General features: G+C 63.1%; 26 protein-coding genes. 11 read left to right on the top strand and 15 right to left on the bottom strand.

All coding sequences use genetic code 11. From position 1 onward, the window contains the following. The first annotated feature begins 13 nt into the window (after positions 1-13). The 5 genes from QQ992_RS25285 (at position 14) to QQ992_RS25265 (ending at position 5178) form a co-directional block, all read left to right on the top strand. Entirely contained in the window at positions 14-928 is a 915-nt protein-coding gene (locus QQ992_RS25285; RefSeq protein ID WP_119371591.1) for an ABC transporter permease subunit, read from the top strand. 2 nt (positions 929-930) lie between these two features. Next, complete coding sequence (livM, locus tag QQ992_RS25280; protein ID WP_286111482.1) at positions 931-2232, top strand: high-affinity branched-chain amino acid ABC transporter permease LivM; 1302 nt, start codon at positions 931-933, stop codon at positions 2230-2232. Continuing rightward, complete coding sequence (locus tag QQ992_RS25275; protein WP_010955466.1) at positions 2229-3104, top strand: ATP-binding cassette domain-containing protein; 876 nt, start codon at positions 2229-2231, stop codon at positions 3102-3104. Before livM ends, QQ992_RS25275 begins: the two co-directional genes overlap by 4 nt. Next, positions 3101-3817, top strand: a complete 717-nt coding sequence (locus tag QQ992_RS25270) for an ABC transporter ATP-binding protein (protein WP_016712243.1) — start codon at positions 3101-3103, stop codon at positions 3815-3817. Before QQ992_RS25275 ends, QQ992_RS25270 begins: the two co-directional genes overlap by 4 nt. A gap of 593 nt (positions 3818-4410) precedes the next feature. Then, positions 4411-5178, top strand: a complete 768-nt coding sequence (locus tag QQ992_RS25265) for an SDR family oxidoreductase (RefSeq protein ID WP_016712242.1) — start codon at positions 4411-4413, stop codon at positions 5176-5178. Between the two features lie 113 nt (positions 5179-5291). Here QQ992_RS25265 and QQ992_RS25260 read toward each other — a convergent pair whose 3' ends face one another. From QQ992_RS25260 to QQ992_RS25250, 3 genes are all read right to left on the bottom strand, one after another. Further along, positions 5292-6389 carry an AGE family epimerase/isomerase gene (locus tag QQ992_RS25260; protein WP_286111480.1) on the bottom strand — a complete coding sequence of 366 codons (1098 nt, stop codon included), beginning with the start codon at positions 6387-6389 and terminating at the stop codon, positions 5292-5294. Between the two features lie 43 nt (positions 6390-6432). After that, positions 6433-7068 carry a TetR family transcriptional regulator gene (locus tag QQ992_RS25255; RefSeq protein WP_019098907.1) on the bottom strand — a complete coding sequence of 212 codons (636 nt, stop codon included), beginning with the start codon at positions 7066-7068 and terminating at the stop codon, positions 6433-6435. Positions 7069-7189: 121 nt separating this feature from the next. After that, positions 7190-7732 (bottom strand): phage infection protein, encoded by a 543-nt coding sequence (locus tag QQ992_RS25250; protein WP_286111478.1) that lies wholly within the window; start codon positions 7730-7732, stop codon positions 7190-7192. Positions 7733-8073: 341 nt separating this feature from the next. Here QQ992_RS25250 and QQ992_RS25245 point away from each other — a divergent pair, with 341 nt between their 5' ends. Further along, the gene (locus tag QQ992_RS25245) at positions 8074-10140 is read left to right on the top strand and encodes an AsmA family protein (RefSeq protein ID WP_286111476.1); all 2067 of its coding nucleotides are present in this window, start codon (positions 8074-8076) and stop codon (positions 10138-10140) included. Between the two features lie 48 nt (positions 10141-10188). On the opposite strand, the gene QQ992_RS25240 is transcribed toward QQ992_RS25245, so the two are convergent. Then, positions 10189-10719: a ferritin-like domain-containing protein gene (locus QQ992_RS25240; protein ID WP_105946297.1), complete on the bottom strand. Its 531-nt coding sequence runs from the start codon at positions 10717-10719 to the stop codon at positions 10189-10191. A gap of 42 nt (positions 10720-10761) precedes the next feature. After that, a complete protein-coding gene (osmE, locus tag QQ992_RS25235) occupies positions 10762-11103 on the bottom strand; it encodes an osmotically-inducible lipoprotein OsmE (RefSeq protein WP_286111475.1) in 342 nt (113 codons plus the stop codon). A 123-nt stretch (positions 11104-11226) separates the two neighbouring features. Between osmE and QQ992_RS25230 the strand changes: the two genes are divergently transcribed. Next, positions 11227-12117, top strand: a complete 891-nt coding sequence (locus QQ992_RS25230) for an esterase/lipase family protein (RefSeq protein ID WP_286111473.1) — start codon at positions 11227-11229, stop codon at positions 12115-12117. Here QQ992_RS25230 and QQ992_RS25225 read toward each other — a convergent pair. Then, complete coding sequence (locus QQ992_RS25225) at positions 12114-12986, bottom strand: DMT family transporter (protein WP_286111471.1); 873 nt, start codon at positions 12984-12986, stop codon at positions 12114-12116. The genes QQ992_RS25230 and QQ992_RS25225 overlap by 4 nt on opposite strands. Positions 12987-13363: 377 nt before the next feature. Between QQ992_RS25225 and QQ992_RS25220 the strand changes: the two genes are divergently transcribed. Together QQ992_RS25220 and QQ992_RS25215 are read left to right on the top strand one after the other, a co-directional pair. Further along, positions 13364-13651, top strand: coding sequence for a PsiF family protein (locus QQ992_RS25220; RefSeq protein WP_025754342.1), 288 nt, complete (start codon positions 13364-13366; stop codon positions 13649-13651). A gap of 70 nt (positions 13652-13721) precedes the next feature. Then, entirely contained in the window at positions 13722-14729 is a 1008-nt protein-coding gene (locus QQ992_RS25215) for an AI-2E family transporter (RefSeq protein WP_060498558.1), read from the top strand. Between the two features lie 138 nt (positions 14730-14867). Here the strand turns inward: QQ992_RS25215 and QQ992_RS25210 are convergent, their stop codons facing one another. Next, positions 14868-16139, bottom strand: a complete 1272-nt coding sequence (locus QQ992_RS25210; protein ID WP_286111469.1) for an Hsp70 family protein — start codon at positions 16137-16139, stop codon at positions 14868-14870. A 164-nt stretch (positions 16140-16303) separates the two neighbouring features. Here QQ992_RS25210 and cbpA point away from each other — a divergent pair, with 164 nt between their 5' ends. Together cbpA and QQ992_RS25200 are read left to right on the top strand one after the other, a co-directional pair. Next, complete coding sequence (gene cbpA, locus QQ992_RS25205; RefSeq protein WP_286111467.1) at positions 16304-17260, top strand: curved DNA-binding protein; 957 nt, start codon at positions 16304-16306, stop codon at positions 17258-17260. A 2-nt stretch (positions 17261-17262) separates the two neighbouring features. Next, positions 17263-17568 (top strand): chaperone modulator CbpM, encoded by a 306-nt coding sequence (locus tag QQ992_RS25200; protein ID WP_198752972.1) that lies wholly within the window; start codon positions 17263-17265, stop codon positions 17566-17568. Positions 17569-17636: 68 nt separating this feature from the next. On the opposite strand, the gene QQ992_RS25195 is transcribed toward QQ992_RS25200, so the two are convergent. The 8 genes from QQ992_RS25195 to QQ992_RS25160 form a co-directional block, all read right to left on the bottom strand. Continuing rightward, positions 17637-18152 carry a GNAT family N-acetyltransferase gene (locus tag QQ992_RS25195; protein ID WP_286111465.1) on the bottom strand — a complete coding sequence of 172 codons (516 nt, stop codon included), beginning with the start codon at positions 18150-18152 and terminating at the stop codon, positions 17637-17639. Positions 18153-18183: 31 nt separating this feature from the next. Then, the gene (urtE, locus tag QQ992_RS25190) at positions 18184-18882 is read right to left on the bottom strand and encodes an urea ABC transporter ATP-binding subunit UrtE (RefSeq protein ID WP_105946291.1); all 699 of its coding nucleotides are present in this window, start codon (positions 18880-18882) and stop codon (positions 18184-18186) included. 19 nt (positions 18883-18901) lie between these two features. Then, complete coding sequence (gene urtD / locus QQ992_RS25185) at positions 18902-19759, bottom strand: urea ABC transporter ATP-binding protein UrtD (protein ID WP_016712226.1); 858 nt, start codon at positions 19757-19759, stop codon at positions 18902-18904. Continuing rightward, positions 19756-20835 (bottom strand): urea ABC transporter permease subunit UrtC, encoded by a 1080-nt coding sequence (gene urtC / locus QQ992_RS25180; protein ID WP_019098563.1) that lies wholly within the window; start codon positions 20833-20835, stop codon positions 19756-19758. The genes urtD and urtC overlap by 4 nt, the downstream gene beginning before the upstream one ends. Beyond that, entirely contained in the window at positions 20835-22355 is a 1521-nt protein-coding gene (gene urtB, locus QQ992_RS25175; RefSeq protein WP_433963126.1) for an urea ABC transporter permease subunit UrtB, read from the bottom strand. Before urtB ends, urtC begins: the two co-directional genes overlap by 1 nt. An 86-nt stretch (positions 22356-22441) precedes the next feature. Then, positions 22442-23707, bottom strand: coding sequence for an urea ABC transporter substrate-binding protein (urtA, locus tag QQ992_RS25170; RefSeq protein ID WP_016712223.1), 1266 nt, complete (start codon positions 23705-23707; stop codon positions 22442-22444). A 185-nt stretch (positions 23708-23892) separates the two neighbouring features. Next, the gene (cycA, locus tag QQ992_RS25165; RefSeq protein WP_286111463.1) at positions 23893-25299 is read right to left on the bottom strand and encodes a D-serine/D-alanine/glycine transporter; all 1407 of its coding nucleotides are present in this window, start codon (positions 25297-25299) and stop codon (positions 23893-23895) included. Positions 25300-25521: 222 nt separating this feature from the next. Next, entirely contained in the window at positions 25522-26889 is a 1368-nt protein-coding gene (locus QQ992_RS25160) for a PepSY-associated TM helix domain-containing protein (RefSeq protein WP_286111461.1), read from the bottom strand. Between the last annotated feature and the right edge of the window lie 54 nt (positions 26890-26943).

The raw sequence follows: 26943 nt of genomic DNA, 5'->3' as shown, positions 1-26943 counted from the left end.
GTGAGATTGCGTTATGGATGGTATTTTCCTGCAGCAACTGGTCAACGGCCTGACCCTCGGGTCGGTCTATGGCCTGATCGCCATCGGCTACACAATGGTCTATGGCATTATCGGCATGATCAACTTCGCGCACGGCGAGGTGTACATGATCTCCGCGTACCTCGCGGCGATCAGCCTGGCATTGCTGGCTTACTTCGGTATCGAGTCGTTCCCCCTGCTGATGCTGGGCACGCTGTTGTTCACCATCGTCGTTACGGGCGTATACGGCTTCACCATCGAGCGCATCGCTTACAAACCCCTGCGTAACTCCACCCGCCTGGCACCGCTCATCAGCGCCATCGGCATTTCGCTGATCCTGCAGAACTATGCACAGATCAGCCAGGGTGCCCGCCAGCAAGGTGTTCCGACCCTGCTTGAAGGTGCCTTGCGTGTTGAAGTCGGCACCGGCTTCGTGCAACTGACCTACACCAAGATCTTCATCCTGATCGCTGCCTTCGTGGGCATGGGCCTGCTGACCTACGTGATCAAGTACACCAAGCTCGGCCGCATGTGCCGCGCCACCCAGCAAGACCGCAAGATGGCCTCGATCCTGGGCATCAACACCGACCGGGTGATCTCCTACGTGTTCGTCATCGGTGCTGTCATGGCCGCGCTGGCCGGCGTGCTGATCACCATGAACTACGGCACCTTCGACTTCTACGCCGGCTTCATCATCGGCATCAAGGCGTTCACCGCCGCTGTGCTCGGTGGTATCGGCTCGCTGCCTGGCGCCATGCTCGGCGGGATCATCCTGGGTATTTCCGAGTCGCTGTTCTCTGGCCTGATCAACTCCGACTACAAGGACGTGTTCAGCTTCTCGCTGCTGGTGATGATCCTTATCTTCCGCCCACAAGGCCTGCTGGGTCGCCCGCTCGTGGCTAAGGTGTGAACATGTCCGTTGCCAAAACTGCCGCTGTTACCGAAACCAAGGGTTTCGACCTTAAACGCAGCCTGCTGGAGACCATCGTCGCCGGCCTGCTGGCACTCATTGTGTTTGGCCCGGTCGTCGGCGTGGTGCTCGACGGCTACACCTTCAACGCCGAGCCTCGTCGGGTAGCCTGGCTGGTCGGCGGGGTGATGCTCGGGCGCTTCCTGCTCAGCCTGTACCTGCAGACCGCCGCTGGCGTGCGCATGCTCCAGGGCTTCGACAGCGGTGGCTCGGGCGTGCATGTGAATGCGCCGGACTACAAGTCACGGCTGCGCTACATCATCCCGGCGCTGGTGGTGATTGCCATCGTCTTCCCGATCTTCGCCAACAAATACCTGCTGACCGTGGTCATCCTCGGCCTGATCTACGTGTTGCTGGGCCTTGGCCTGAACATCGTGGTCGGCCTCGCCGGCCTGCTCGACCTGGGCTATGTGGCGTTCTACGCCATCGGCGCCTACGGCCTGGCGCTGGGTTACCAGTACCTCGGCCTGGGCTTCTGGAGCGTACTGCCGCTGGCGGCCATCGCCGCAGCGCTGGCGGGGTGCATTCTCGGTTTCCCGGTGCTAAGGATGCACGGTGACTACCTGGCGATCGTGACCCTGGGCTTTGGCGAAATCATCCGCCTGGTGCTGAACAACTGGCTGTCGTTCACCGGTGGCCCCAACGGCATGCCGGCCCCGTCGCCAACCTTCTTCGGCCTGGAGTTCGGCCGTCGGGCCAAGGACGGCGGCGTACCGATCCACGAGTTCTTCGGCTTCGATTACAACGCCAACCTCAAGTTCGTGTTCATCTACGCGGTGCTGTTCATCGTCGTGCTGGCCGTGTTGTACATCAAGCACCGTCTGACTCGCATGCCGGTCGGCCGGGCGTGGGAAGCACTGCGCGAAGACGAGATCGCCTGCCGTTCGATGGGCCTGAACCACGTACTGGTCAAACTTTCGGCGTTTACCCTGGGTGCTTCCACTGCCGGCCTTGCCGGGGTGTTCTTCGCCACCTATCAGGGCTTCGTCAACCCGTCGTCGTTCACCTTCTTCGAGTCGGCGCTGATCCTCGCCATCGTCGTGCTGGGTGGCATGGGCTCGACCGTGGGCGTGGTGATCGCAGCGTTCGTGCTGACCGTGGCGCCCGAGTTGCTGCGCAGCTTCTCCGAATACCGGGTACTGCTGTTCGGCGTACTGATGGTGCTGATGATGATCTGGCGACCGCGTGGGCTGATCCGCATCAGCCGTACCGGTGTGACCCCGCGTAAAGGAGTGGCGCCATGAGCGACGATATCATTCTGTCGGTCGACAACCTGATGATGCAGTTCGGTGGCATCAAGGCGCTCAGCGACGTCAGCCTCAAGGTCCGGCGCAACCAGATCTTCGCCCTGATTGGCCCCAACGGTGCCGGCAAGACCACAGTGTTCAACTGCCTGACCGGCTTCTACAAGGCCAGCGGCGGGCGCATCGAGCTGAACGTACGCGGCAGCCACACCAACGTCATCCAGCTGCTTGGCGAGCGCTTCCAGGCGGCGGACTTCGTGTCGCCGGCGCGCTTTGCCAACCGCATGTACTACAAGATGTTCGGCGGCACCCACCTGGTCAACCGCGCAGGCCTGGCCCGTACCTTCCAGAACATTCGCCTGTTCAAGGAAATGTCGGTGGTGGAAAACCTGCTGGTGGCCCAGCACATGTGGGTCAACCGCAACCTGCTGGCCGGAGTGCTCAACACCAAGGCTTACCGCAAGGCCGAGAGCGATGCGCTGGACCACGCCTTCTACTGGCTGGAAGTGGTCGACCTGGTCGACTGCGCCAACCGCCTGGCCGGTGAGCTGTCGTACGGTCAGCAGCGTCGCCTGGAGATTGCCCGGGCCATGTGTACGCGGCCCAAAATCATCTGCCTGGACGAGCCGGCAGCAGGCCTGAACCCGCAGGAAACCGAGGCACTCAGCCGCATGATCCGCGTGCTGCGTGACGAGCACGACATCACCGTGGTGCTGATCGAGCACGACATGGGCATGGTCATGAGCATTTCCGACCATATCGTGGTGCTGGACCACGGCAACGTGATTGCCGAAGGCGCCCCGCAAGACATCCGCCACAACCCGACGGTGATCGCCGCCTACCTGGGTGCAGACGAAGAGGAACTGGTATGAGTGCGCCCATTCTCGAACTGAAGGACCTGGACGTGTTCTATGGGCCGATCCAGGCGCTGAAAAAGGTGTCGATGCACATCAACGAAGGCGAGACGGTCAGCCTGATCGGTGCCAACGGTGCCGGCAAGTCGACCCTGTTGATGTCTATTTTCGGCCAGCCTCGGGCCGCGTCGGGGCACATCGTTTATCGCGGCACCGACATCACCCGCAAGTCGTCGCACTACATCGCCTCCAACGGCATCGCTCAGTCGCCGGAAGGGCGCCGGGTGTTCCCCGACATGACCGTCGAGGAGAACCTGATGATGGGCACCATCCCCATCGGCGACAAGCATGCCGACGAAGACATGCAGCGTATGTACGAGCTGTTCCCGCGCTTGAAGGAGCGGCGTAACCAGCGGGCCATGACCATGTCCGGGGGTGAGCAGCAGATGTTGGCGATTGCCCGGGCGCTGATGAGCCGGCCGAAGTTGCTGCTGCTGGACGAGCCGTCGCTGGGGCTGGCGCCGATTGTGGTCAAGCAGATCTTCTCGACCCTGCGCGAGCTGGCCAAGAGCGGGATGACCATCTTTCTGGTGGAGCAGAACGCCAACCATGCGCTGAAGCTGTCGGACCGGGCGTATGTGATGGTCAACGGGCAGATCCGCATGACCGGGACCGGGCAGGAGTTGCTGGTCAACGAAGAGGTGCGTAACGCCTACCTTGGCGGGCACTGAGTTTCATTCGGGGCCGCTGAGCGGCCCCATTCTCAATGTGGACAACTTGCCACGGGCCTGTCTCCACATACCCCCGTTTTCCTTCCCGAGCCCATCTTTCCACAGGCCGGATCTTTTCCACGGATAATGTGGAACCGCCTGTGGAAAACATGGTGGCATCTCGCTCAATCCCTTTGATACCGAGCCCTGCAGAGGTTTGATCGTTTTTTGATCAGGTGCTCTTTGTGGATGATTTTTCAAGGTTTTTCAAAGCCCTGCAAGCACTTGAATGTCGCTGAAAAACCTGTGGATAACTCTGTGAAGAAACGTTGGACAGACCGCTGCAGGCGGCATGCTTGAAAGCCTTGCGCCATCACTCGAAAGATATCCACCGACCACCTATCGCTGAAAGGGTTCCGCACCGTGGACAAGTTGCCCCCAATCCGTGGGGAAAGCCTTGTGGATAACATGCGCATAGCTGGCGCCGGGCCCTCTGCTGCAAGGGTTTGCCGCAGATGAACAAAAAATGAACAGCCGCCTGACTGGCTTGCTGCGAGCGCCCGGCGCGGGCATGCTGCAAAGCTGCCATGACAACCTACTGTGAGGAACAGAGCATGACGTCCACCGTATTCATCACTGGCGCCACGTCCGGCTTCGGCGAGGCCACCGCCCGCCGCTTTGCCGAGGCCGGCTGGAAACTGGTGCTCACTGGCCGTCGCAAGGAGCGCCTGGACGCCCTGTGCGCGGAACTGTCGGCCAAGACCGAAGTGCATGGCCTGGTGCTGGACGTACGTGACCGCAAGGCCATGGAACAGGCCATCGCCACCCTGCCGGCCGGCTTCGACAAGCTGCGCGGCCTGGTGAACAACGCTGGCCTGGCGCTGGGCGTGGACGCAGCGCAGAACTGCAGCCTGGACGACTGGGAAACCATGGTCGATACCAACATCAAGGGCCTGATGTACACCACCCGCCTGCTGCTGCCACGCCTGATCGCCCACGGCCGTGGGGCGTCGATCCTCAACGTGGGTTCGGTGGCGGGCAACTACCCGTACCCGGGCAGCAACGTGTATGGCGGCACCAAGGCCTTCGTTGGCCAGTTCTCGCTGAGCCTGCGCTGCGACTTGCGCGGGACTGGCGTGCGGGTGAGCAACATCGAGCCGGGCCTGTGCGAGAGCGAGTTCTCGCTGGTGCGCTTCGGGGGGGACCAGGCCAAGTACGACGCCACTTACGCGGGTGCCGAGCCGATCCAGCCGCAGGACATTGCCGAGACCATCTTCTGGATTCTCAACCAGCCGGCGCACATCAACATCAACAGCCTGGAGCTGATGCCGGTGAGCCAGGATTGGGCAGGGTTCTCCATCGACCGTACGGTCAAGGGCTGATCAACAAAGCGGGGCCGCTTTGCGGCCCATCGCCGGCAAGCCAGCTCCCACAGGATTGCGCATTCCTCAGGAGCTGCGCTGTACCTGTGGGAGCTGGCTTGCCGGCGATTGCGTCAGCTCAGGCGCTGCAAGCCTTCCAGGCAGGTCGCCAAGTGGTAGGGCGTAGTCGAAGGCATATCATGCCGGCTGACATTGCCTTCCCCATCCCGGCATTCATACCAGCCCGCTTCCCGCAGGAACCGCGCTTCCAGCGCCTGCATCTGGGTAGCCAACTTCGCCTCACCCGCCTCACGTAGCACCAACGCCCGCAGATACTCCGCCTGCGCCCAGATCCGCTGGGTGGCGTCGATCACCTTGCCATCCACATCCAGCATCGCCAGCACTGCCGCATCTTTCACCCCGTACTGCTCGGCAAAACCGAAAGCCCGGTCGAGGGACGCATGCAGCGGCGTATCACGCAGCAGCGGTGAGGTATGCAGCAGGTAGAACCACTCGAACTGATGCCCCGGCTCAAACCAGTTATCCACAGCCCCGCGTGGCTTTTCCAGCATCAGGCCGTGGGACGGTTCGATGAAGTGTGTTTGCAGGGCTTCGCACAGTTGCAGCAGCGACTGTTGGGTATGCTCGTCATCACGCACCGCCAGCACTTGCAGGAACGCTTCGGCCAGGTGCATCTGCGGGTTCTGCAGCGGGCCGCTGCCCAGGTCGGCCCAGTCTTCGCCCAGGCTGGCTTCGTACAGGCCGTCGTCACGGGCGAACTGCTGGTCGATGATGTCCAGCGCAGCGTTCAGGGTGGACGCCACCAGGTTTTCGCGCACCTTGCCCCAGTAGTGCGCGCAGGCGAACACGATGAACGCGTGGGTGTACAGATCCTTTCGACGGTCCAGCGGTTTGCCCTGGGCATCGATGCTGTAGAACCAGCCACCGTGCTCGGCGTCGTGGAAGTGCTTTTGCAGCGAGCGGAACAAGGCGGCTGCGCGCTCGGCTGCGCCGGGTTGCCCGATGCGGCTGCTGAACAGATACAGCTGGCGTGCGCAGGCCATGGCCCGGTAGCGCTGCACTGGCAATGGCTGATGCTGATTGTCCAGTGCCTCGTAGGGCAGGGCCATGTCGGCGTTCCAGCCTGGGCCTTGCCACATCGGCACGATGCGCTCGGCGAAGTGCTGGTTGAAACGGGCCAGTTCGGGCAGGGTGTGGCGGGGGTTGGACATGTCGGCGCTCGTCGCTGTCGGGCAGGGCGCCATGGTAGCAGAACTAGGGTTGCGGGTTGCCCAGCCCTTGCCAATGCCGCGCTCCGACAAAGATGAAGCGCAATTGCTGGGTGATCTTTTCCTGCGGCGTCAGTGCCTGTGGATAACCCGGCTCAGGGCTGTCGATAAGCTCTGGCAGGGTGGCGAACACGGTTTTCACCACCAGGTCGGCCATCACCGCCAGTGCGGCGCTGTCCAGGTGCTGCCAGCGCTTCATGCGCGCAAGGTCGGTGGCCAGATCGTCGCTGATGTCCTGGCGCAGGCGGGCAATGGCCTGGCGCACGGCTTGTGAACCACCGTACTGCTCGCGGGCCAGGAACAGGAACTGCGCGCGGTGGGCGGCCACCACATCGAGGAAGATGCGCACCGAGGCGTCGGTGATGCCGCCCAGTTCGAATTCGTTTTGCCGTACCAGGCGGATGGTCTGACGGAAGGTTGTGTCGATTTCGGCCACCAGGGCCAGGCCCAAGGCGTCCATGTCGGAAAAATGCCGGTAGAACCCGGTGGGCACGATGCCTGCCGTCTTTGCCACTTCACGCAGGCTGATACTGCCGAACCCCCGGCCGCTCTCCATCAGCAGGCAGGCGGCATCGAGCAGGGCCTGGCGGGTCTGTAGCTTCTGTTCGGCGCGCGGCAGCATGGTGCGGGCTTCTGTGACGGTAAGGCTGGGCACTCTAGTTAAAAAAACAAAGCCCGGTCAATGACCGGGCCTGGAGGGGAGCAAGCGTTGTGACATGAGTTGTTCTTTTCGACCATGGCGATCAGCTCACACGGCTGAGTTCAACCAGGCGATCGGAACCACCTTCGGCGACGCGGCCACTGCGTTCGATCAGGCGATCAGAGCCACCTTCAGCGACGCGGCCACTGCGTTCGATCAGGCGATCAGAGCCACCTTCGGCGACACGGCCACTGCGTTCGATCAGGCGATCAGAGCCACCTTCGGCGACACGGCCACTGCGTTCGATCAGGCGGTCAGAGCCACCTTCGGCGACGCGGCCACTGCGTTCGATCAGGCGATCGGAACCACCTTCGGCAACGCGGCCATTGCGTTCGATCAGGCGATCAGAACCACCTTCGGCGACACGGCCACTGCGTTCGATCAGGCGATCAGAACCACCTTCGGCGACACGGCCACTGCGTTCGATCAGGCGGTCAGAACCACCTTCGGCTACGGTTTTCAGCGGTTGGGCGATTTCGGCAGCGCTGGAGCGCGATTCAGCGGTCAGGTGTTGTTCGGCGGCTGGCAGGGCAAAAGCGTTGGCAGCCAGGATGGACAGGGTCAGGGTCAGCAGATGGCGTTTCATGATATCGGTGCTCCTCTCGGGGGCTGGAAAGTGGGTACGGAGCCAATGCTACGCCGCGTAACGCCAGAGAGAAGTTCATACGGGTAATGGTAACAATCGACCGCATTGATAGAGGTTTGAAACGGCTCTATTCCGTACCTTGCAGGGATAGGTGTGGCGAGTTTCCCCTGCGGCGGGCGGGTAACAGGTAGGGCCTGGCGCGACAAATTGCTGAGCAAAAGGCCAGGAAAAACTTCGCTATCATGGCGCCATCGATAAAACCCTGCGGGTTTTCATCAGTCCCAGATATTAAGTGCCACCGCTGCGCCCGTTTTGTGCCATGCCGCAAGGAGAACCCCGCAATGACGCGTCCCGCCAGAATTCTCGTCTGGACCCTCACCAGCCTGCTGACACTGCTGGCGATCCTGGTGGTTGTGATTGCCACCTTTGACTGGAACCGCGTCAAGCCGCTGCTGAACGAGAAGGTTTCCGAGGCCCTGCATCGGCCTTTTGCGATCAATGGCAACCTTGCCGTGCAGTGGCACACCGAGCCCGAGGAAGGTGGCTGGCGTGCCTGGGTGCCGTGGCCGCACTTCATCGCCGAAGACCTGACGTTGGGCAACCCCGACTGGCTCAAGGAGCCGAAGATGGTCGGCCTGGAGCGTGTCGAGTTCCGCCTGGCGCCGCTGCCGTTGCTGTTCCAGCAGATCAGCATCCCGCGCATCAACCTCACCAAACCTACGGCCAGCCTCACCCGCCTGGCCGATGGCCGGGCCAACTGGAACTTTGACCTCGGGCCTAAGGACGAAAACGCAGAGCCCTCAAAGTGGCAGCTGGACATTGGCGCCATCGGTTTCGACCAAGGCAATGTCAGCTTCGACGACCAGACCCTGCAAACCAGCATGAAGGTGCAGATCGACCCGCTGGGCAAGCCGATCCCGTTCAGCGATATCGTCGGCAAGGCCAGCGCCGAGAAAGCCGGTGGTGCCCAGGACTATGCCTTCGGGCTCAAGGCCCAGGGCCGCTACAAGGGCCAGCCGGTGTCCGGCACCGGCAAAATCGGCGGCCTGTTGGCATTACAGGACGCCAGCCAGCCGTTCCCGCTGCAGGCCGACGTACGGATCGCCGACACCCATGTGGTGCTCGCCGGCACCCTGACCGATCCACGCAACCTCGGCGCCCTCGACCTGCGCCTGCGCTTGTCCGGCGCCAGCCTGGGTAACCTCTATCCATTGACCGGCGTGACCCTGCCAGACACCCCGGCCTACTCCACTGACGGCCGCCTCAACGCCAACCTGCACGCGGCGCAAGGGGCGACATTCAACTATCAGGGCTTCAACGGCAAGATCGGTGACAGCGATATCCACGGTGACCTGGCCTTCGTCGCCAGCCAGCCACGGCCCAAGCTGTCCGGCAACCTGGTTTCGAACCAGTTGCTGTTCAAGGACCTGGCACCGCTGATCGGCGCCGATTCCAACGCCGAACAGAAGGCCCGTGGCGGTGCCAGCAAACAGCCGGCGGGCAAGGTGCTGCCGGTGGAAGAGTTCCGCACCGAGCGTTGGCGCGCCATGGACGCGGATGTCACCTTTGCCGGCAAGCGCATCGTGCACAGCGCGCAACTGCCATTTAATGACTTGTCGGCCCACGTGATTCTGGAAGACGGCCTGCTGCGCCTGGAGCCCCTGCGGTTTGGCGTGGCGGGCGGCAACCTGGCCTCAAAGATCCGCCTGGACGGGCGCAACGTGCCATTGCAAGGGCGTGCCCAGCTGACTGCACGTGGTTTCAAGCTCAAGCAACTGTTCCCTTCCTTTGCACCGATGCAGACCAGTTTTGGCGAGCTGAACGGTGATGCCGACATCAGCGGCCGTGGCAACTCGGTAGCGGCTTTGCTGGGCACGGCCAATGGCGACCTGCGCATGCTGATCAACGATGGCGCCATCAGTCGCAGCCTGATGGAGATTGCCGGTTTGAATGTGGGCAACTACGTGGTCGGCAAACTGTTTGGTGACGAGGATGTGAAGATCAATTGCGCGGCGGCAGATGTGGGGATCAAGGATGGCCTGGCCACAACGCGCCTGTTCATCTTCGATACCGAGAACGCCATCATCTACATCAACGGCACGGCCAATTTCGCCAGCGAGCAGCTGGACTTGAAGATCACGCCGGAATCGAAAGGGCTGCGGCTGTTCTCGCTGCGCTCGCCGCTGTATGTGCGCGGGCCGTTTGCCAAGCCCAGTGCCGGGGTGCAGGCGTTGCCGCTGGCGCTACGCGGTGCGGGAATGGTGGCGCTCGGTGTCGTGGCCGGGCCGGCGGCGGGGTTGCTGGCGCTGATTGCGCCTAGCAGCGGGGATGATCCTAACCAGTGCACGCCGTTGTTGCAGCAGATGAAGGCGGGCAAGGCGCCGGCGGCGGTGAAAGGGCGGAAGTAGCAGGGGGCCGCTGTGCGGCCCTTCGCGACACAAGGCAGCCCCTTGCGATTACAGCCCCTGTAACAGATCGGACATGTCGTCCGCGTGCTCTTCTTCCTGCGCCAGGATGTCTTCGAACATCCGCCGCGTAGTCGGGTCTTTATCGCCGATGTACTGAATGATCTCGCGGTAGCTATCAATGGCAATCCGCTCGGCCACCAGGTCCTCCAGCACCATCTCTTTCAACGATTTGCCCGCCACATACTGGGCATGGGAGTTCTTGCTCAGGTTGTCCGGGTTGAAATCCGGCTCCCCGCCCAGCTGCACGATGCGCTCCGCCAGTTTGTCGGCATGCTCGGCTTCCTGGTTGGCATGCTCCAGAAACTCGCTGGCCGCCACACTGGCCTTGATGCCGCTGGCCATGAAGTAGTGGCGTTTGTAGCGCAGCACGCAGACCAGTTCGGTGGCCAGTGACTCGTTCAGCAGGCGCAGGATCTCCTTGCGGTCGGCGTTGTAGCCCTCGGTCACCGCGCCTTGCTCGACATGCTGGCGGGCACGCTCGCGCAGGGTTTGCACATCGGTCAGTTCAACGTTGCTCATGGTTATCTCCAGACGGGTCAGGACGGTAGATGCGGGTGGGACTCAGGCGCCATGCAAGGCGTCGCTGTCCTCTTGGCGTTGTTTGCAGGTTTTGAAACCCTTGGCGTCGACATGGCCGGTGGCGTCGAAGCGCACGTAGTAGGGCTGCTGTTTGCCGTCGCGGTTGAGGATGTAGTCGTTGCAGGTGCCCCCGTGCGGCAGGTCGATCACGTTCGACGGGCTGCCGCCGATGGCGATGACCTTCTGCATGGTCATGCCGTGTCCCACCTGCTTGACCAGCGGTTCGTCGCGGTAGGTGACGTAGTCCACCGGGTTTTCCGGGCGGCTGCCGCAGGCGGCCAGGGTGGCGCTTGCCAGAAGGATTGCCAGGGTCTGCTTGTACATGGTCCCGCTCCTTGCAAAGGGTCTGTGTGGTTTGGAACCACAGCGCGCGCCGGGAGTTCGATTGCGATGGTCATGATGGCCGCTGTAGTGTTGGCCGGTCGTCCACGGAAAGGGGCTGGGGCAATGCAGCAGGAATTGGCCACGCGATACCCGTTGGTGCTGGTGCCGGGCATGCTCGGGTTTGTCCGGTTGGTGCTCTATCCGTACTGGTTCGGCATCGTGCCGGCCCTGCGCAAGGGCGGGGCACGGGTGTTTCCGGTGCAGGTTTCGCCGCTGCACTCAAGCGAGGTGCGTGGCGAGCAGTTGCTGGCGATCATCGAAGACATTTGCCAGCGCACCGGCGCCGCCAAGGTCAACCTGATCGGCCATAGCCAGGGTGCCCTGAGTGCGCGCTACGCAGCGGCCAGGCGGCCGGATCGGGTGGCTTCGGTCACCTCGGTGGCTGGCCCCAACCATGGTTCCGAGTTGGCTGACCACCTGGAGCGAACGGCACCGGGCGATTCCCCCCAGGGCCGTATTCTCAAGGCCGTGCTGCATGGCTTTGCCGTGTTGCTGGTGTGGCTGGAAACCGGCTGGCGCCGCGACCCGCTGCCGGTGGATGTGCACGCCTCGCACCAGTCGCTGACCAGCGCCGGGGTGGCGCTGTTCAACCAGGCTTATCCACAGGGCCTGCCGCAGACCTGGGGTGGGGAAGGGGCGTATGAGGTCAATGGCGTGCGCTATTACTCGTGGTCCGGCACCTTGCAGCCCGGCCTGACCGACCAGGGGCGCAACCGCTTTGACGGCAGCAACCGATTCTGCCGCCTGTTCGCGCGCAGCTTCGTCAAGGAGAAGGGCCAGTGTGACGGCATGGTCGGGCGTTTCAGTTCGCACCTGGGCCAGGTGATTGGCGACGACTACCCGTTGGACCATCTGGATATCGTCAACCAGTCGCTCGGCGCCGTGGGCAAAGGTGCAGAGCCGGTGCGGCTGTTCACTGAACATGCCGCCCGGCTCAAGGCCGCGGGGCTTTAGCGGCGAATGGGCGTGGTCCAGCGCTCGGCCAGCACCACGCCAGCCAGGGTCAGCAAGCCGCCGACCAGGTGATAGCGGGCCAGTTGTTCGTCGAGCACCACGGCGGCGATCACTGCGGTGACAACCGGCAGCAGGTTGAAGAACAGCGTGGTGCGGCTTGGCCCCAGACGATGCACAGCTTGCATCCACACCAGCGGCGCGATCATCGAGGCCAGCACGCAGGCGTACAGCACCAGGCCGATGTTGTGGCTGTTCAGGCCGGTCTTGTCCGACAGCAGGAACAACGGCAGCAGCACGACGATGGCCACCAGCACCTGCAGGTACAGCAACTGCAGGGGCGGCAGGCGCAGCTGCCATTTCTTCAGCAGGAAGCTGTACAGCGCGTAAGCCAGGGTGGCCACCAGCATCAGCAGGTCGCCGCTGTTCAGGCCGTGTGCCAGCAGGCTGGCGGGATGGCCGGCGCTGACCACTTCCAGTACGCCAAAGAACGACATCACTGCGCCCAACAGGGCACCGTAGCTCAGCCGCTGGCCCAGCCAGGCGATGGAAAGTGCCAGTGACATCAGCGGCATCAGCGAGAGGATGATGCCCATGTTGGTGGCGCTGGTAATGCCGGCGGCGAAGTAGGCCAGGCTCTGGTACAGCGCCATGCCCAGCACGCCCAGCACGAACACCTTGCCCAGGTGCGGGCGGATCGCCGCGCGGTTGCGCCACACGGCGGGCAGCAGGAACGGAGTGAACAGCAGCGCGGCCAGCAGCCAGCGATAGAAGCCGATTTCGGCGGGGTGGATGGCACCGGCGGACATCTTGGTGACCACGGTGTTGCCGGCCCAGATGAGGATGGCGGTGAGGGGGAACAGGTAGTTCATGGAACAGGTACTCGGAAAAGCAGATTTTGGAGGCGTTCGCCTTTATAGCAGTGGCGCCTGTCAGGTCGAGCGCCGCCCGCGCGGCGCATCGCGAGCTGCGCTCGCTCCTACGTTTATTTCGGGCCAATTATGCCTGTGGGATTTGCGCGCGTACGCTTTGGCGCATGGCTGAATATCGCGTTGTACGAAGCAGGCGGTCGCGCGCGCCTGGCACAGGCGTTACTGGCCCGAAACAAACGTAGGAGCGAGCGCAGCTCGCGATGCGCCGTGCGGGCGGCGCTCGATCTTTGCACCACCTAAAAACTCAAGTCAGGCATCTCTTGGCTACACTCAGCTCGACCCCCGTGCATCGGGCGCGGAGCGAAGGAGACCACTCCATGAAAGTGCTGCACATTCCATTACTGGTGCTGGCCGTGCTGTTCAGCGCCCAAGGTTTCGCGGCCAACACCGCGCAGCAGGAAAAGATGAAAACCTGCAACGCCGACGCCACCGCCAAGGCCCTCAAGGGCGATGAGCGCAAAGCCTTCATGAGCACTTGCCTGAAAAAGGACGTGCCGCAAACCCAGCAAGAGAAGATGAAAACCTGCAACGCCGACGCCACCACCAAGGCCCTGAAGGGCGACGAACGCAAAGCCTTCATGAGCGACTGCCTGAAGAAGAAATGACCTGCGCCTATGCCTGCAGGCGCAAGGCTGGCAGACTGCGGGCATTCCCGCTGTCTGCCGTCGAGGCTGTATGACCTTTACCCCCCGTCAGATCACCCTGGCCAGCCTGATCATCGTCATGGCCGGGCTGCTGCTGGCCTTGCCCCTGAAGTTGCTGCCCAGCCTGCTTGCCGGCCTGCTGGTGTTCGAACTGGTCAACATGCTCACCCCGCGCCTGCAACCGCTGCTGGCCGGCCAACGCGCCCGCTGGCTGGCCGTGGCGCTGCTCGGTACGCTGGTGGTCAGTACCCTGACGCTGCTGATTGCCGGTGCCTTCAGCTTCCTGCTGCACGAGGCGGAAAACCCCGGCGCCTCGCTGGACAAGTTCATGGCCTTGGTCGAGCGCGCCCGTGGCCAGCTGCCGCCGTTCATCGAGGGCTACCTGCCCGCCAGCGCCGCCGAGTTCAAGGTGGCCATCGGTGACTGGATCAAGAGCCACCTGAGCGATCTGCAACTGGTGGGCAAGGGCATGGCGCACATGTTCGTGACACTGCTGATCGGCATGATCCTCGGTGCCATCATCGCGTTGCAGCGCATTCCCGATGTTTCCCGGCGCAAGCCCCTGGCGGCGGCGCTGTTCGAGCGCCTCAATCTCCTGGTGAAGGCGTTTCGCAACATCGTCTTCGCGCAGATCAAGATCTCGCTGCTCAACACGGTTTTCACCGGCATCTTCCTGGCGGTGGTGATGCCGCTGTTCGGCGTGCACCTGCCGCTGACCAAGACGCTGATCGTGCTGACCTTCCTGCTGGGCTTGCTGCCGGTGATCGGCAACTTGATGTCCAACACCCTGATCACCATTGTCGGCTTGTCGCTGTCGATCTGGGTGGCGGCGGCGGCGCTTGGTTACCTGATTGTCATCCACAAGGTCGAGTACTTCCTCAACGCGCGGATCGTGGGTGGGCAGATCAGTGCCAAGGCGTGGGAGTTGCTGCTGGCGATGCTGGTGTTCGAGGCGGCGTTCGGGCTGCCTGGGGTGGTGGCGGGGCCGATCTACTATGCCTACCTGAAGAGTGAGCTGAAGCGGGCTGAGCTGGTCTGACAGATTGCCGGGGCCGCTTTGCGGCCCATCGCGACACAAGGCCGCTCCTACAGGCGACCGCGTGAACCCAATGATTGCGCGGTCCACTGTAGGAGCGGCCTTGTGTCGCGATGGGCTGCGAAGCAGCCCCAAAATGGCTCAAGCAGCCCCGTACCGCTTGCGCGCCTCGATGGCCAGCCCGCTACCAATGCTGCCAAAGATGTTGCCTTCCACATGCCGCGCATTCGGCAGCATCGCCGCAACGCTGTTACGCAGCGCCGGAATACCGCTGGAACCACCCGTGAAGAACACTGTATCGACCTGGCCTTCGCTCACACCAGCCTTGGCCAGCAATTCGGTCACGCTACCCCGCACTCGCTCCAGCAACCCTTCGATCGCTTCTTCGAACAGCACGCGAGTCAGCTCTGCCGTCAGCTCAGGCTCGACACGCCGCAGGTCGATGTGGCGGTTTTCACTGTTGGTCAGCTCGATTTTGCTGGCCTCGACCTCCATCGCCAACCAGTGCCCGGCGCGCTGTTCGATCAGCTTGAACAGGCGGTCGATGCCGAAGCTGTCTTCGATGTCGTAGCGCATGCTGCCCAGCGCCAGTTGCGACTTCTGTGAATACAGGGCGTTGATGGTGTGCCAGGTGGCCAGGTTGAGGTGATAGCTGGTGGGCATCAGCGCGCCGCTCTTCATGCGGCTGCCGTAGCCGAACAGCGGCATCACGCCCTGCAGGCTCAACTGCTTGTCGAAGTCGGTACCGCCGATGTGCACACCGCCGGTGGCGAGGATGTCGCTTTGGCGCTCGGCGACCAGGTGGCGCTCGGGCGACAGGCGGATCAGGGTGAAGTCGGACGTACCACCGCCGATGTCGACGATCAGCACCAGTTCTTCACGGCTGATGCCCGACTCGTAGTCGAAGGCGGCGGCAATCGGCTCGTACTGGAACGACACGTCCTTGAAGCCAATCTTGCGCGCTACTTCGGCCAGGGTATCCTCGGCCTCTTGGTCGGCAGCCGGGTCTTCGTCGACGAAGAACACCGGGCGCCCCAGCACCACTTGGTCGAATTCGCGGCCAGCCGCAGCCTCGGCGCGCTTTTTCAGCTCGCCGATGAACATGCCCAGCAGGTCCTTGAACGGCAGGGCGCTGCCCAGCACGCTGGTGTCGTGCTTGATCAGCTTGGAGCCCAGCAGGCTCTTCAGCGAGCGCATCAGGCGGCCTTCGTAGCCTTCCAGGTACTCGTGCAGTGCCAGGCGGCCATACACCGGGCGACGTTCCTCGATGTTGAAGAACACCACCGAGGGCAAGGTGATCTTGCCGTCTTCCAGGGCGATCAGCGATTCCACGCCAGGGCGGTGCCAGCCGACCGTGGAGTTGGAGGTGCCAAAGTCGATGCCCAGGGCACGGGCCGGGGATACGTCAGACATGGGGAATGAGCTTCCGGAGGCAAAACGGCCGCGCAGTGTATGCCAGTTGGCTACAGAATCAAGACCAGTCGTCTGCCATGGGGCAAACCCAAGGCGGCCTTGAAAGGCTATGCTTGACCCCTATCTTCAGTGGCAACACGCACATTTACATTGGTGATCCATAAATGGACTTCAAAGACTATTACAAGATACTCGGCGTAGAGCCCACAGCGGACGACAAGGCGATCAAGGCCGCGTACCGCAAGCTGGCCCGCAAGTATCACCCCGATGTCAGCAAGGAGCGCGACGCCGAGGACAAATTCAAAGAGGCCAACGAGGCCTACGAAGTGCTGGGCGACGCGCAGAAACGTGCCGAGTTCGACGAAATCCGCAAGTACGGCGGCCAGCATGGCCGGCCGTTCCAGGCACCACCGGGCTGGGAAAGCCGTGGCGGTGGCGGCGGCTTCGAGGGCGGCGACTTCTCCGACTTCTTCAGCTCGATCTTCGGTGGGCGAGGGGGTGGCAACCCTTTCGGTGGCGCCCGTCAGCAACAACGCAGTGCCGGCAGGCGAGGGCAGGACGTGGAGCTTGAACTGGCGGTATTCCTTGAAGAGACCCTGAGCAAGGAGTCCAAGCAGATCAGCTTCCAGGTGCCGCAAACCAATGCCATGGGCCAGCGCACTGGTTTCACCACCAAGACGCTGAACGTGAAGATCCCGGCCGGGGTGACCGACGGCGAGCGCATCCGCCTTAAAGGCCAGGGCGCCCCGGGCAGCGGTGGTGGGGCCAATGGTGACCTGTTCCTGACCATCCGCATGGCACCGCACCCGCTGTTCGATGTCGAAGGCCATGACCTGATCATCACTGTGCCACTGGCACCGTGGGAGGCGGCCCTGGGCGCCAAGGTGGCGGTGCCGACCCTGGACGGCAAAATCAACCTGACCATCCGCCCCGACAGCCAGAGCGGCCAGCGCTTGCGCGTACCGGGCAAAGGCCTGGCGAACAAGCAGGGCGAGCGCGGCAACCTTTACGCGCAGCTCAAGGTGGTCATGCCGACGGCTTCTGACGAATCTACCCGTGAACTGTGGGCCAAGCTTTCCGAAAAGGCCGCGTTCAACCCGAGGGCACAATGGAGTAAGTGATCATGAGCAGCACCCTGATCGTTCAACTGGACATGCGTACCCTGTGTCAGGAAGCCGATGTCACGGCGGACTGCGTGATCGAAATCGTCGAGCACGGCATTGTCGAACCCTCCGGGCGAACGCCTGAGGACTGGTTGTTCGACGATCAGGCGCCGTTATTGGCCAAGCGCGCGGCGAAGCTGCATCAAGAGCTGGAACTGGAATGGGAAGGGGTGGCGCTGGCGCTGGAGCTTTTGCAGGAGGTGCAGCAGTTGCGCAGCGAGAACAACATGTTGCGCCAGCGGCTGGGCAGGTTCACTCAGATGTGAGTGTGTTTGCCTGCACCGGCCTCTTCGCGGGCTTGCTCGCGAAGAGGCCAGTTAAGGCAACATCAATCTCAGGTTGGCTCTGCACCTGGGTTCAGCACCAACTGCATGAAGGTCAAATCCAGCCACCGGCCAAACTTCACCCCCACCTGCGGCATCTGCCCGGTCACCACAAAGCCTAGCCGCTCATGCAGGCGCACCGACGCTGCATTGCCACTCTCGATGGCCGCGACCATCACATGCTTGCCACACCCGCGTGCCCGCTCGACCAACGCCGCCATCAACACCGGCCCCAACCCCTTGCCACGCTGGTCACCCCGGACATACACCGAGTGCTCCACGGTCAGGCGAAACCCTTCGAACGGCCGCCAGTCGCCAAACGAGGCATACCCCAGTACCCCCGTCTCATCCACCGCCACCAGGATCGGATACCCCTGCTGCGCGCGTGCATCGAACCAGGCCTGGCGGTTGGCCAGGTCTACCGGGGTTTCGTTCCAGATCGCCGTGGTGTTGCGCACGGCGTCGTTGTAGATGTCGAGGATGCCTGGCACGTCGGCAGGCAGGGCATCGCGTATTTCGTAACTCATGACAGCGTCTCGCAGGGTCGTTGCTTGCAGATTAAATGGTTACCAGCCCACGCACACCTTCGGCCTGCATGTTTTCGCCACGGCCGCGCTGGACGATCTCACCGCGGGCCATGACCAGGTACTGGTCGGCCAGTTCTTCGGCAAAGTCGTAGAACTGCTCCACCAGCAGAATCGCCATGTCACCACGCTCGGCCAGGCGGCGGATGACCGCGCCGATTTCCTTGATGACCGAGGGCTGGATGCCTTCGGTCGGCTCGTCGAGGATCAGCAGGCGCGGGCGGCTGGCCAGGGCGCGGCCGATGGCCAGCTGTTGTTGCTGGCCGCCCGACAGGTCACCGCCACGGCGTTGCTTCATCTGCTCCAGTACCGGGAACAGCTCGTAGATGAACGCGGGGACTTCGCGGGCTTCACGGGCCGGGAAGCGGGACAGGCCCATCAGCAGGTTTTCCTCGACGGTGAGGCGCGGGAAGATCTCGCGGCCCTGGGGGACATAGGCGATACCGGCATGTACCCGTTGCTGGGGCTTGAGGCGGGTAATCGGCTTGCCTTCCCATTCGATGCTGCCGTCACGGGCGGGTACCAGGCCCATCAGGCAGCGCAGCAGGGTGGTCTTGCCCACACCATTGCGGCCCAGCAGGCAGGTGACTTCGCCAACCTTGGCTTCGAAGGACAGGCCCCGGAGGATGTGGCTGCCGCCGTAGTATTGGTGCAGCGTGTCGATTTTCAGCATGTTTTGTCCTTGGAGTTGATCATCGGCCCAGGTACACCTCAACCACCCGCTCATCTGCCTGCACCTGCTCCAGCGACCCTTCTGCCAGCACACTCCCCTGGTGCAACACGGTCACATGGTCGGCAATGCTCCCCACAAAGCCCATGTCATGCTCCACCACCATCAGCGAGTGCTTGCCGGCCAGGCCTTTGAACAGCTCGGCGGTGAACTCGGTTTCGGCATCGGTCATGCCGGCCACAGGTTCGTCCAGCAGCAGCAATTGCGGCTCTTGCACCAGCAACATGCCAATCTCCAGGAACTGCTTCTGCCCATGGGACAGCAAGCCGGCCTGGCGCTGGGCCAGGGGTAGCAGACGCAAGGTGGTCAGCACCTCTTCGATACGCTGGCGCTGTTCACCGCCCAGGCGCGCCGCCAGGCTGGCCCACACCGACTTGTCGGTCTTCAGCGCCAGCTCCAGGTTCTCGAACACGGTCAGCGCCTCGAACACCGTGGGCTTCTGGAACTTGCGGCCAATGCCGGCCTGGGCGATCTGGTATTCGCTCATGCGGGTCAGGTCGAGGGTGTCGCCAAAATAGGCGCTGCCGGTGTCGGGGCGGGTCTTGCCGGTGATCACGTCCATCATCGTGGTCTTGCCGGCGCCGTTGGGGCCGATGATGCAACGCAGTTCGCCCACGCCGATGTACAGGTTCAGCGCGTTGAGTGCCTTGAAGCCATCGAAGCTGACGCTGATGTCCTCCAGGCTCAGCACCGTGCCGTGGCGGGTATCCAGGCCGGCCTTGCGGCTCTGGCCCAGGCCGATGGCATCACGGCCGGCGCCCAGGTTGTCGAACACAGGTTCCAGCATGAATTCCGGGTGGACCGGGGGCACGCCTCTCATGGCTGGCTCCTTTTCTTCAACAGGCCGACCACGCCCTTGGGCAGGTACAGGGTGACAAGGATGAACAGTGCGCCAAGGAAGAACAGCCAGAACTCCGGGAAGGCCACGGTGAACCAGCTTTTCATGCCATTGACCAGGCCGGCACCGAGCAACGGGCCGATCAGCGTGCCGCGTCCGCCCAGGGCCACCCACACGGCGGCTTCGATGGAGTTGGTCGGCGACATCTCGCTGGGGTTGATGATGCCCACCTGTGGCACGTACAGCGCACCCGCCAGGCCGCACAGCACAGCGCTCAGCACCCACACCAGCAGCTTGAAACCGCGCGGGTCGTAGCCACAGAACATCAGACGGTTTTCGGCATCGCGCACGGCGGTGAGCAGGCGGCCGAACTTGCTGCGGGTCAGGCGCCAGCACAGGTACAGGCTGGCCAGCAGCAACCCGACGGTAAGCAGGAACAGCACGGCCCGGGTGCCTTGCGCGGTAATGTCGAAACCGAGGATGGTGCGGAAGTTGGTGAAGCCGTTGTTGCCACCAAAGCCGGTTTCGTTGCGGAAGAACAACAGCATGCCGGCGAAGGTCAGGGCCTGGGTCATGATCGAGAAGTACACGCCCTTGATTCGCGAACGGAAGGCAAACCAGCCAAACACCAGCGCCAGCAGCCCCGGCGCCAGCACCACCAGGCACAGGGCCCAGGCGAAATGCTGGGTGCCGGCCCAGTACCACGGCAGCTCGGTCCACGACAGAAAGGTCATGAACCCCGGCAGGCCGTCACCGGCCGCCTGGCGCATCAGGTACATGCCCATGGCGTAGCCGCCCAGGGCGAAGAACAGGCCGTGGCCCAGCGACAGCAAGCCGGCGTAGCCCCAGACCAGGTCCAGGGCCAGGGCGACGATGGCGTAGCAGAGGATCTTGCCGACCAGGGTCAGGGTGTAGGCCGACACTTGCAGGGCATGGTCCGCCGGCAGCAGTGACAATAGCGGCAGGGCGACCAGCAGCAGGACGACAAGGGCGCCGATGGCCAGCGTCAGGCGCGGCCCGGCCTTTTGCGTAGCGGTGACAAGCAGTGGCTGGTTCATCAGTCGATTACCCGTCCCTTAAGGGCGAACAGGCCTTGCGGGCGCTTCTGGATGAACAGAATGATCAACGCAAGGATGAGGATCTTGCCAAGCACGGCACCGATCTGGGGCTCCAGCAGCTTGTTGGCGATACCAAGGCCGAAGGCGGCCCAGAGGCTGCCGGCCAGTTGGCCGACGCCGCCCAGCACCACCACCAGGAACGAGTCGATGATGTAGCTCTGGCCCAGGTCCGGGCCAACGTTGCCGACCTGGCTCAGGGCCACGCCGCCGAGCCCGGCAATGCCAGAGCCGAGGCCGAAGGCGAGCATGTCGACGCGCCCGGTGGACACGCCGCAGCAGGCGGCCATGTTGCGGTTCTGGGTGACAGCGCGCACGTTCAGGCCCAACCGTGTGCGGTTGAGCAGCAGCCAGGTGAGCAGCACCACGGCCAGGGCAAAGCCGATGATGACCAGGCGGTTGTACGGCAGCACCAGGTTGGGCAGCAGCTGGATGCCCCCCGACAGCCAGGCCGGGTTGCTCACCTCGACGTTCTGCGCGCCGAACAGCAGGCGGATGGCCTGGATCAGGATCAGGCTGATGCCCCAGGTGGCCAGCAGCGTTTCCAATGGGCGGCCGTAGAGGTGGCGGATGACCGTGCGCTCCAGTGCCATGCCGACCCCGGCACTGATGGCGAAGGCCACCGGCAGGGCAATCAGTGGATAAAACTCGATGGCACCTGGGGCGTAGCGCTGTACCAGCACCTGGACCATGTAGGTGCTGTAGGCGCCGAGCATCAGCATTTCGCCGTGGGCCATGTTGATCACCCCGAGCAGGCCGAAGGTGATGGCCAGGCCGAGCGCCGCCAGCAGCAGGATCGAGCCCAGCGACAGGCCGCTGAAGGCCTGGCCGAGCAGTTCGCCGACCAGCAGCTTGCGCTTGACCTGGGCCAGGCTGGTTTCGGCAGCGGTGCGCACCCCTGGGTCGCTTTCTGCATCGGGCTGCAGCAGGGCTTCGAGGCGGGTGCGGGCCAGCGGGTCACCGGTTTCGCCCAGCAGGCGCACGGCGGCCAGGCGTACTGCCGGCTCGCTGGCGCCCAGTTGCAGGTTGGCCAGGGCCAGGCCGAGGGCGGCGTGCACGGCGGCGTCGGGTTCGCTGGCGAAGCGCCGGTCGAGGAAGGCCATTTGTGCGGGTTGGGCGCTTTTTTGCAATTGCTGGGCGGCGGCCAAGCGGGTGTCGCTGTTGTCGCTGAGCAACTGGTGGCTGGCCAGGGCGTTGTCGATCAGGCCGCGCAGGCGGTTGTTCAGGCGTACTTTGCGGGTGTCGTCAGCGGCGATGCGGCCTTGGCGCAGGTTTTCGAGCAGCGGCAGGCGAGTGGCATCGGGTTGCGCCGCCCAGCTTTCGAGCAGTTGGGCTTGCTCGGCGGGCTTGGCGGTGAGGAAGAATTCGCCCTCGCTGGCCTGGGTTGCCAGGGGCAATAGCAGGAGCAGGGTGAGCAGGAGTCTGAGCATGCGGGTAATCCTGGAAATCGGCGGTGGATTCATCGCGAGCAAGCTCGCTCCTACAGAGGGCACCGCATTTGTAGGAGCGAGCTTGCTCGCGATTGGGCCGCACAGCGGCCCCAATGCACTCAGTTACCTTTCACTGCATAGTCCGGGCGCTTGTCGTTACCCGGAATGAACGGGCTCCAAGGCTGCGCCCGCAGCGGCTGCTCGGTTTCCCACACCACGCTGAACTGCCCGTCATCCTGAATCTCGCCGATCATCACCGGCTTGTGCAGGTGGTGGTTGGTCTTGTCCATGGTCAGGGTGAAGCCCGATGGCGCCTTGAAGGTTTGCCCGGCCAGCGCTTCGCGCACCTTGTCCACATCGGTGGACTTGGCTTTTTCCACGGCTTGCGCCCACATGTGGATACCTACGTAGGTGGCCTCCATCGGGTCGTTGGTCACGGCCTTGTCGGCGCCCGGCAGGCCCTTGGCCTTGGCGTAGGCCTTCCAGTCGGCAACGAACTTCTGGTTCACCGGGTTATCCACCGACTCGAAGTAGTTCCAGGCCGCCAGGTGGCCCACCAGCGGCTTGGTGTCGATGCCGCGCAGCTCTTCTTCGCCTACCGAAAACGCCACCACCGGCACGTCGGTGGCCTTCAGGCCCTGGTTGGCCAGTTCCTTGTAGAACGGCACGTTGGAGTCGCCATTGACCGTTGAGATGACCGCCGTCTTGCCGCCAGCGGAGAACTTCTTGATGTTGGCGACGATGGTTTGGTAATCGGCGTGACCGAACGGCGTGTACACCTCTTCGATGTCCTTGTCGGCCACACCTTTGCTGTGCAGGAAGGCGCGCAGGATCTTGTTGGTGGTGCGCGGGTAAACGTAGTCGGTGCCCAGCAGGAAGAAGCGTTTGGCGCTGCCGCCGTCTTCGCTCATCAGGTATTCCACGGCCGGGATCGCTTGCTGGTTGGGCGCGGCGCCGGTGTAGAACACGTTCGGCGACATCTCTTCACCCTCGTATTGCACGGGGTAGAACAGCAGGCCGTTGAGCTCCTCGAACACAGGCAACACCGATTTACGCGACACCGACGTCCAGCAGCCGAACACCACCGCCACCTTGTCCTGAGTCAGCAGCTGGCGGCTTTTTTCGGCGAACAGCGGCCAGTTGGAGGCTGGGTCGACTACTACCGGCTCTAGCATCTTGCCGTTCACACCACCCTTGGCGTTGATCTCGTCGATAGTCATCAGCGCCATGTCCTTGAGCGAGGTCTCGGAAATGGCCATGGTCCCGGACAGCGAATGCAGAATGCCGACCTTGATGGTCTCGGCGGCCTGGATACTCCAGCTCAGGCCCATTGCGGCAATCGATGCGCTAAGGGTAAAGGCCTTGATCAGACTGCGACGCTTCATGTGCTCTCTCCGCTGAGTTTTTATGTGTTGGGCAAGCGGGGAGGGGTGTTGCAAGGGGTGTGCCTAGTGGCAAAAGGGGCGTAATAGAGGGGTTGTGCGAGGTGTTGGGGCGTTGGTTGGATCCAGATTGGTGCCTGAGGGATTTGTGTGCACAGCATTGGGGCTGCAAGGCAGCCCCAGGGCAATCAGCCGTTACGCACAGCCGAGCGTGGATGACGTCTGCTGCGCACACCCTGATAAGTCACCGCCAGCAGCACGAACCAGATCGGCGTCACCATCAACGCTGAACGCGTATCCGCCTCCAGGCTCAGCAGCACCAGGATGAAAGCAAAGAACACCAGGCACACGTAGCACATGAAGCGCCCGCCCGGCATCTTGTACTTCGACGCCTGGTGCAGCGCTGCACGATGCTTGCGGTACTTCAGGTACGACAGCAGGATCAGCGTCCACACGAACATGAACAGCACCGCCGAAACGGTGGTCACCAGGGTGAACGCCTCGACCACGTTCGGTACCAGGTAGATCAGCACCGCACCCAGCAACAGGCAGGTGCAGGAGAAGTACAGGCCGTTGGCCGGTACCGAGCGGCTCGACAGTTTTTCGAACGCCTTGGGTGCGTCACCTTCCTGGCTCAGGCCATAGAGCATGCGGCTGGTGGAGAACACGCCACTGTTGGCCGAAGAGGCCGCCGAGGTCAGTACCACGAAGTTGATGATGCTGGCTGCCGCCGGCAGGCCGGCCAGTACGAACAGTTCCACGAACGGGCTCTTGCCCGGCACCACGTCGCGCCACGGGGTCACGGCCATGATCGCAATCAGCGCCAGCACGTAGAAAACGATGATCCGTACCGGGATCGAGTTGATAGCCCGTGGCAGGGTGCGCTCCGGGTTCTTCGCTTCGGCTGCGGTGGTGCCCACCAGTTCGATACCGACGAACGCGAACACGGCAATCTGGAAACCGGCGAAGAAGCCCATCAGGCCATTGGGGAACATGCCGCCGTCATTCCACAGGTTGGCCAGTTGCGCCGTGCGCCCGCTGGGCGAAGTGAAGCCGGTGATGACCATGTACAACCCGGTGGCGACCAGGCCGAGAATGGCGACGATCTTGATCAGGGCGAACCAGAATTCCATCTCGCCGAACATCTTCACGGTGACCAGGTTCAGCGACAGCAGCAGCCCTACACAGGTCAGCGCGGGTATCCACTGTGGAAGGTCCGGGAACCAGAACTGCGTGTAGGCCGCGATGGCCACCACGTCGGCAATACCGGTGACCACCCAGCAGAACCAGTAGGTCCAGCCTGTGAAGTAACCTGCCCACGGGCCGAGCAGGTCGGCGGAGAAGTCGATGAACGACTTGTAGTTGAGGTTCGACAGCAGCAGTTCGCCCATGGCGCGCATGACGAAGAACAGCATGAAGCCGATGATCATGTAGACGAAGATGATCGATGGCCCCGCCAGGCTGATGGTTTTGCCCGAGCCCATGAACAGGCCGGTACCGATCGCGCCACCGATGGCGATCAGCTGGATGTGGCGGTTGGTCAGGTTGCGTTGCAGGTGTTGCTCTTCGGGCGGTGTGGATGAGGTTTGCGTCATAGGCTGCATTCCCTTGTAAGGTCGGTCTTCTTGTCTGAGGTAGCCGGTTAGGCTAACACGCGCGTTCCAGTTCAGGGCGCGACAGATCGACTCTACTTTTGGGTGGCAGCTGTGGGCTGCTGTGCAGCCCTTTCGCGACACAAGGCCGCTCCTACAATGATCGCGCATTCCTGTAGGCGCGGCCTTGTGTCGCGAAAGGGGCGCAAAGCGCCCCCGGCGATCTCAAGCCTGAACCAGCACCCGGCGGCGCCTTACCACCAGGCTATCGACAACCCACATCACCACCATCGACACCCCCACCAGCGGGAACATCACCCCCAGCACCAGCATCACCCCCACCGCCGCCTTCCAGCGCGGCAGGTCATGGCGCAGCGGCGGTACGCCCAGCCCACCCGTTGGCCGGCGCTTCCACCACATCACCAGACCGCTCACCGAGCCCAGCAGGATCATCAGGCACACCAGCAGGATGATGATCTGGTTGAGCGCCCCGAACATCTTGCCTTCATGCAGCATTACCCCCAGCTCGGTGGCGCGGGCGACCGGGCTGTAGTCCTGCCAGCGCACATCGGCCAGGACCTTGCCGGTGTACTGGTCGACATGCAGGGTGGCGTCGTTGCGCGGGTCGTCGGCGAACACGGCAATGGTGAACACGCCGTCTGCCGTGGTTGGCAGGGTGATGCTGTAGCCCGGCTCGACCTGGCGGGCAGTGGCAATGTCTTCGACCTGCTGCACGCTCACCTGGGGTGCTGCGGGCATGTCCGACATCATGTGGTGCCCGGCGTGTTCGGCGTGCGCGCCGGACTGCGGCATCGGTGTGTTCTCCATTGCCCAGGGCACGGTCTGGCGGTGCGCACTGTTCAATTCACCCGCCTGCTGGTCCGACTTGGGCACGTCGTTCCACATGGCCGCCGGGAAGCGGTTCCACACATCGGCGTACTGCTTACCCCACAAGCCGGTCCAGGTCATGCCGCTGACCAGCATCAGCAACAGCAAGGCCGAGCCCCAGAAGCCGGTTACCGCATGCAGGTCGCGCCACAGCAGCCTGCCGCGTGACGACAGCCGTGGCCATAGCACACCGGCACCATTGCGCCCGCGCGGCCACCACAAATACAGGCCCGACACCACCAGCACGATGCCCCAGCCGGCCGCCAGCTCCACCAGGCGGTCACCGACCGTGCCGACCATCAGTTCGCCATGCAGGGCGCGGGCGATGGCTTGCAGGTTTTGCTTGCCGTCCTGCTCGCCGAGGATCTTGCCGCTGTACGGGTCGACAAACACATTCAGCTCACGCCCGCCGTCATGCACCACGAACTGCGCACTGCGCTCCGCGTTCAGCGGTGGCAGGTACTGGCCGACGTGGGCCTTGGGGTAGGCCTGGCGCACTTCGGCCAGCATCACGTCGGCGCTCTGTCGATGGTGGCCGGCTTCGACCACCATCAGGTCGCGGTACAGCAGCGGGTCGAGCTGCGGCTTGAACAGGTAGATGATCCCGGTGATTGCCAGCAGGATCATGAACGGGGCCACGAACAGCCCCGCATAGAAATGCCAACGCCAGGCCAGGTTATAGAAATTGATGCGTGTTCCTCTCATGGGAACCTCCTGTGTGACCAGCTGATGGGCGCAACCGAAGTTGCGCCCGTTGTT

It is taken from the genome of Pseudomonas kurunegalensis, from assembly GCF_030291635.1.
Taxonomy (GTDB): domain Bacteria; phylum Pseudomonadota; class Gammaproteobacteria; order Pseudomonadales; family Pseudomonadaceae; genus Aquipseudomonas; species Aquipseudomonas monteilii.
This window is presented reverse-complemented; position numbering and strand designations above follow the sequence as displayed.

What these genes read in the sequence shown, in the direction of transcription:
- QQ992_RS25285 (WP_119371591.1), top strand. Translation starts at nt 14, where the DNA reads ATGGATGGTATTTTCCTGCAGCAACTGGTCAACGGCCTGACCCTCGGG.
- livM (WP_286111482.1), top strand. Translation starts at nt 931, where the DNA reads ATGTCCGTTGCCAAAACTGCCGCTGTTACCGAAACCAAGGGTTTCGAC.
- QQ992_RS25275 (WP_010955466.1), top strand. Translation starts at nt 2,229, where the DNA reads ATGAGCGACGATATCATTCTGTCGGTCGACAACCTGATGATGCAGTTC.
- QQ992_RS25270 (WP_016712243.1), top strand. Translation starts at nt 3,101, where the DNA reads ATGAGTGCGCCCATTCTCGAACTGAAGGACCTGGACGTGTTCTATGGG.
- QQ992_RS25265 (WP_016712242.1), top strand. Translation starts at nt 4,411, where the DNA reads ATGACGTCCACCGTATTCATCACTGGCGCCACGTCCGGCTTCGGCGAG.
- QQ992_RS25260 (WP_286111480.1), bottom strand. Translation starts at nt 6,389, where the DNA reads ATGTCCAACCCCCGCCACACCCTGCCCGAACTGGCCCGTTTCAACCAG.
- QQ992_RS25255 (WP_019098907.1), bottom strand. Translation starts at nt 7,068, where the DNA reads ATGCTGCCGCGCGCCGAACAGAAGCTACAGACCCGCCAGGCCCTGCTC.
- QQ992_RS25250 (WP_286111478.1), bottom strand. Translation starts at nt 7,732, where the DNA reads ATGAAACGCCATCTGCTGACCCTGACCCTGTCCATCCTGGCTGCCAAC.
- QQ992_RS25245 (WP_286111476.1), top strand. Translation starts at nt 8,074, where the DNA reads ATGACGCGTCCCGCCAGAATTCTCGTCTGGACCCTCACCAGCCTGCTG.
- QQ992_RS25240 (WP_105946297.1), bottom strand. Translation starts at nt 10,719, where the DNA reads ATGAGCAACGTTGAACTGACCGATGTGCAAACCCTGCGCGAGCGTGCC.
- osmE (WP_286111475.1), bottom strand. Translation starts at nt 11,103, where the DNA reads ATGTACAAGCAGACCCTGGCAATCCTTCTGGCAAGCGCCACCCTGGCC.
- QQ992_RS25230 (WP_286111473.1), top strand. Translation starts at nt 11,227, where the DNA reads ATGCAGCAGGAATTGGCCACGCGATACCCGTTGGTGCTGGTGCCGGGC.
- QQ992_RS25225 (WP_286111471.1), bottom strand. Translation starts at nt 12,986, where the DNA reads ATGAACTACCTGTTCCCCCTCACCGCCATCCTCATCTGGGCCGGCAAC.
- QQ992_RS25220 (WP_025754342.1), top strand. Translation starts at nt 13,364, where the DNA reads ATGAAAGTGCTGCACATTCCATTACTGGTGCTGGCCGTGCTGTTCAGC.
- QQ992_RS25215 (WP_060498558.1), top strand. Translation starts at nt 13,722, where the DNA reads ATGACCTTTACCCCCCGTCAGATCACCCTGGCCAGCCTGATCATCGTC.
- QQ992_RS25210 (WP_286111469.1), bottom strand. Translation starts at nt 16,139, where the DNA reads ATGTCTGACGTATCCCCGGCCCGTGCCCTGGGCATCGACTTTGGCACC.
- cbpA (WP_286111467.1), top strand. Translation starts at nt 16,304, where the DNA reads ATGGACTTCAAAGACTATTACAAGATACTCGGCGTAGAGCCCACAGCG.
- QQ992_RS25200 (WP_198752972.1), top strand. Translation starts at nt 17,263, where the DNA reads ATGAGCAGCACCCTGATCGTTCAACTGGACATGCGTACCCTGTGTCAG.
- QQ992_RS25195 (WP_286111465.1), bottom strand. Translation starts at nt 18,152, where the DNA reads ATGAGTTACGAAATACGCGATGCCCTGCCTGCCGACGTGCCAGGCATC.
- urtE (WP_105946291.1), bottom strand. Translation starts at nt 18,882, where the DNA reads ATGCTGAAAATCGACACGCTGCACCAATACTACGGCGGCAGCCACATC.
- urtD (WP_016712226.1), bottom strand. Translation starts at nt 19,759, where the DNA reads ATGAGAGGCGTGCCCCCGGTCCACCCGGAATTCATGCTGGAACCTGTG.
- urtC (WP_019098563.1), bottom strand. Translation starts at nt 20,835, where the DNA reads ATGAACCAGCCACTGCTTGTCACCGCTACGCAAAAGGCCGGGCCGCGC.
- urtB (WP_433963126.1), bottom strand. Translation starts at nt 22,355, where the DNA reads ATGAATCCACCGCCGATTTCCAGGATTACCCGCATGCTCAGACTCCTG.
- urtA (WP_016712223.1), bottom strand. Translation starts at nt 23,707, where the DNA reads ATGAAGCGTCGCAGTCTGATCAAGGCCTTTACCCTTAGCGCATCGATT.
- cycA (WP_286111463.1), bottom strand. Translation starts at nt 25,299, where the DNA reads ATGACGCAAACCTCATCCACACCGCCCGAAGAGCAACACCTGCAACGC.
- QQ992_RS25160 (WP_286111461.1), bottom strand. Translation starts at nt 26,889, where the DNA reads ATGAGAGGAACACGCATCAATTTCTATAACCTGGCCTGGCGTTGGCAT.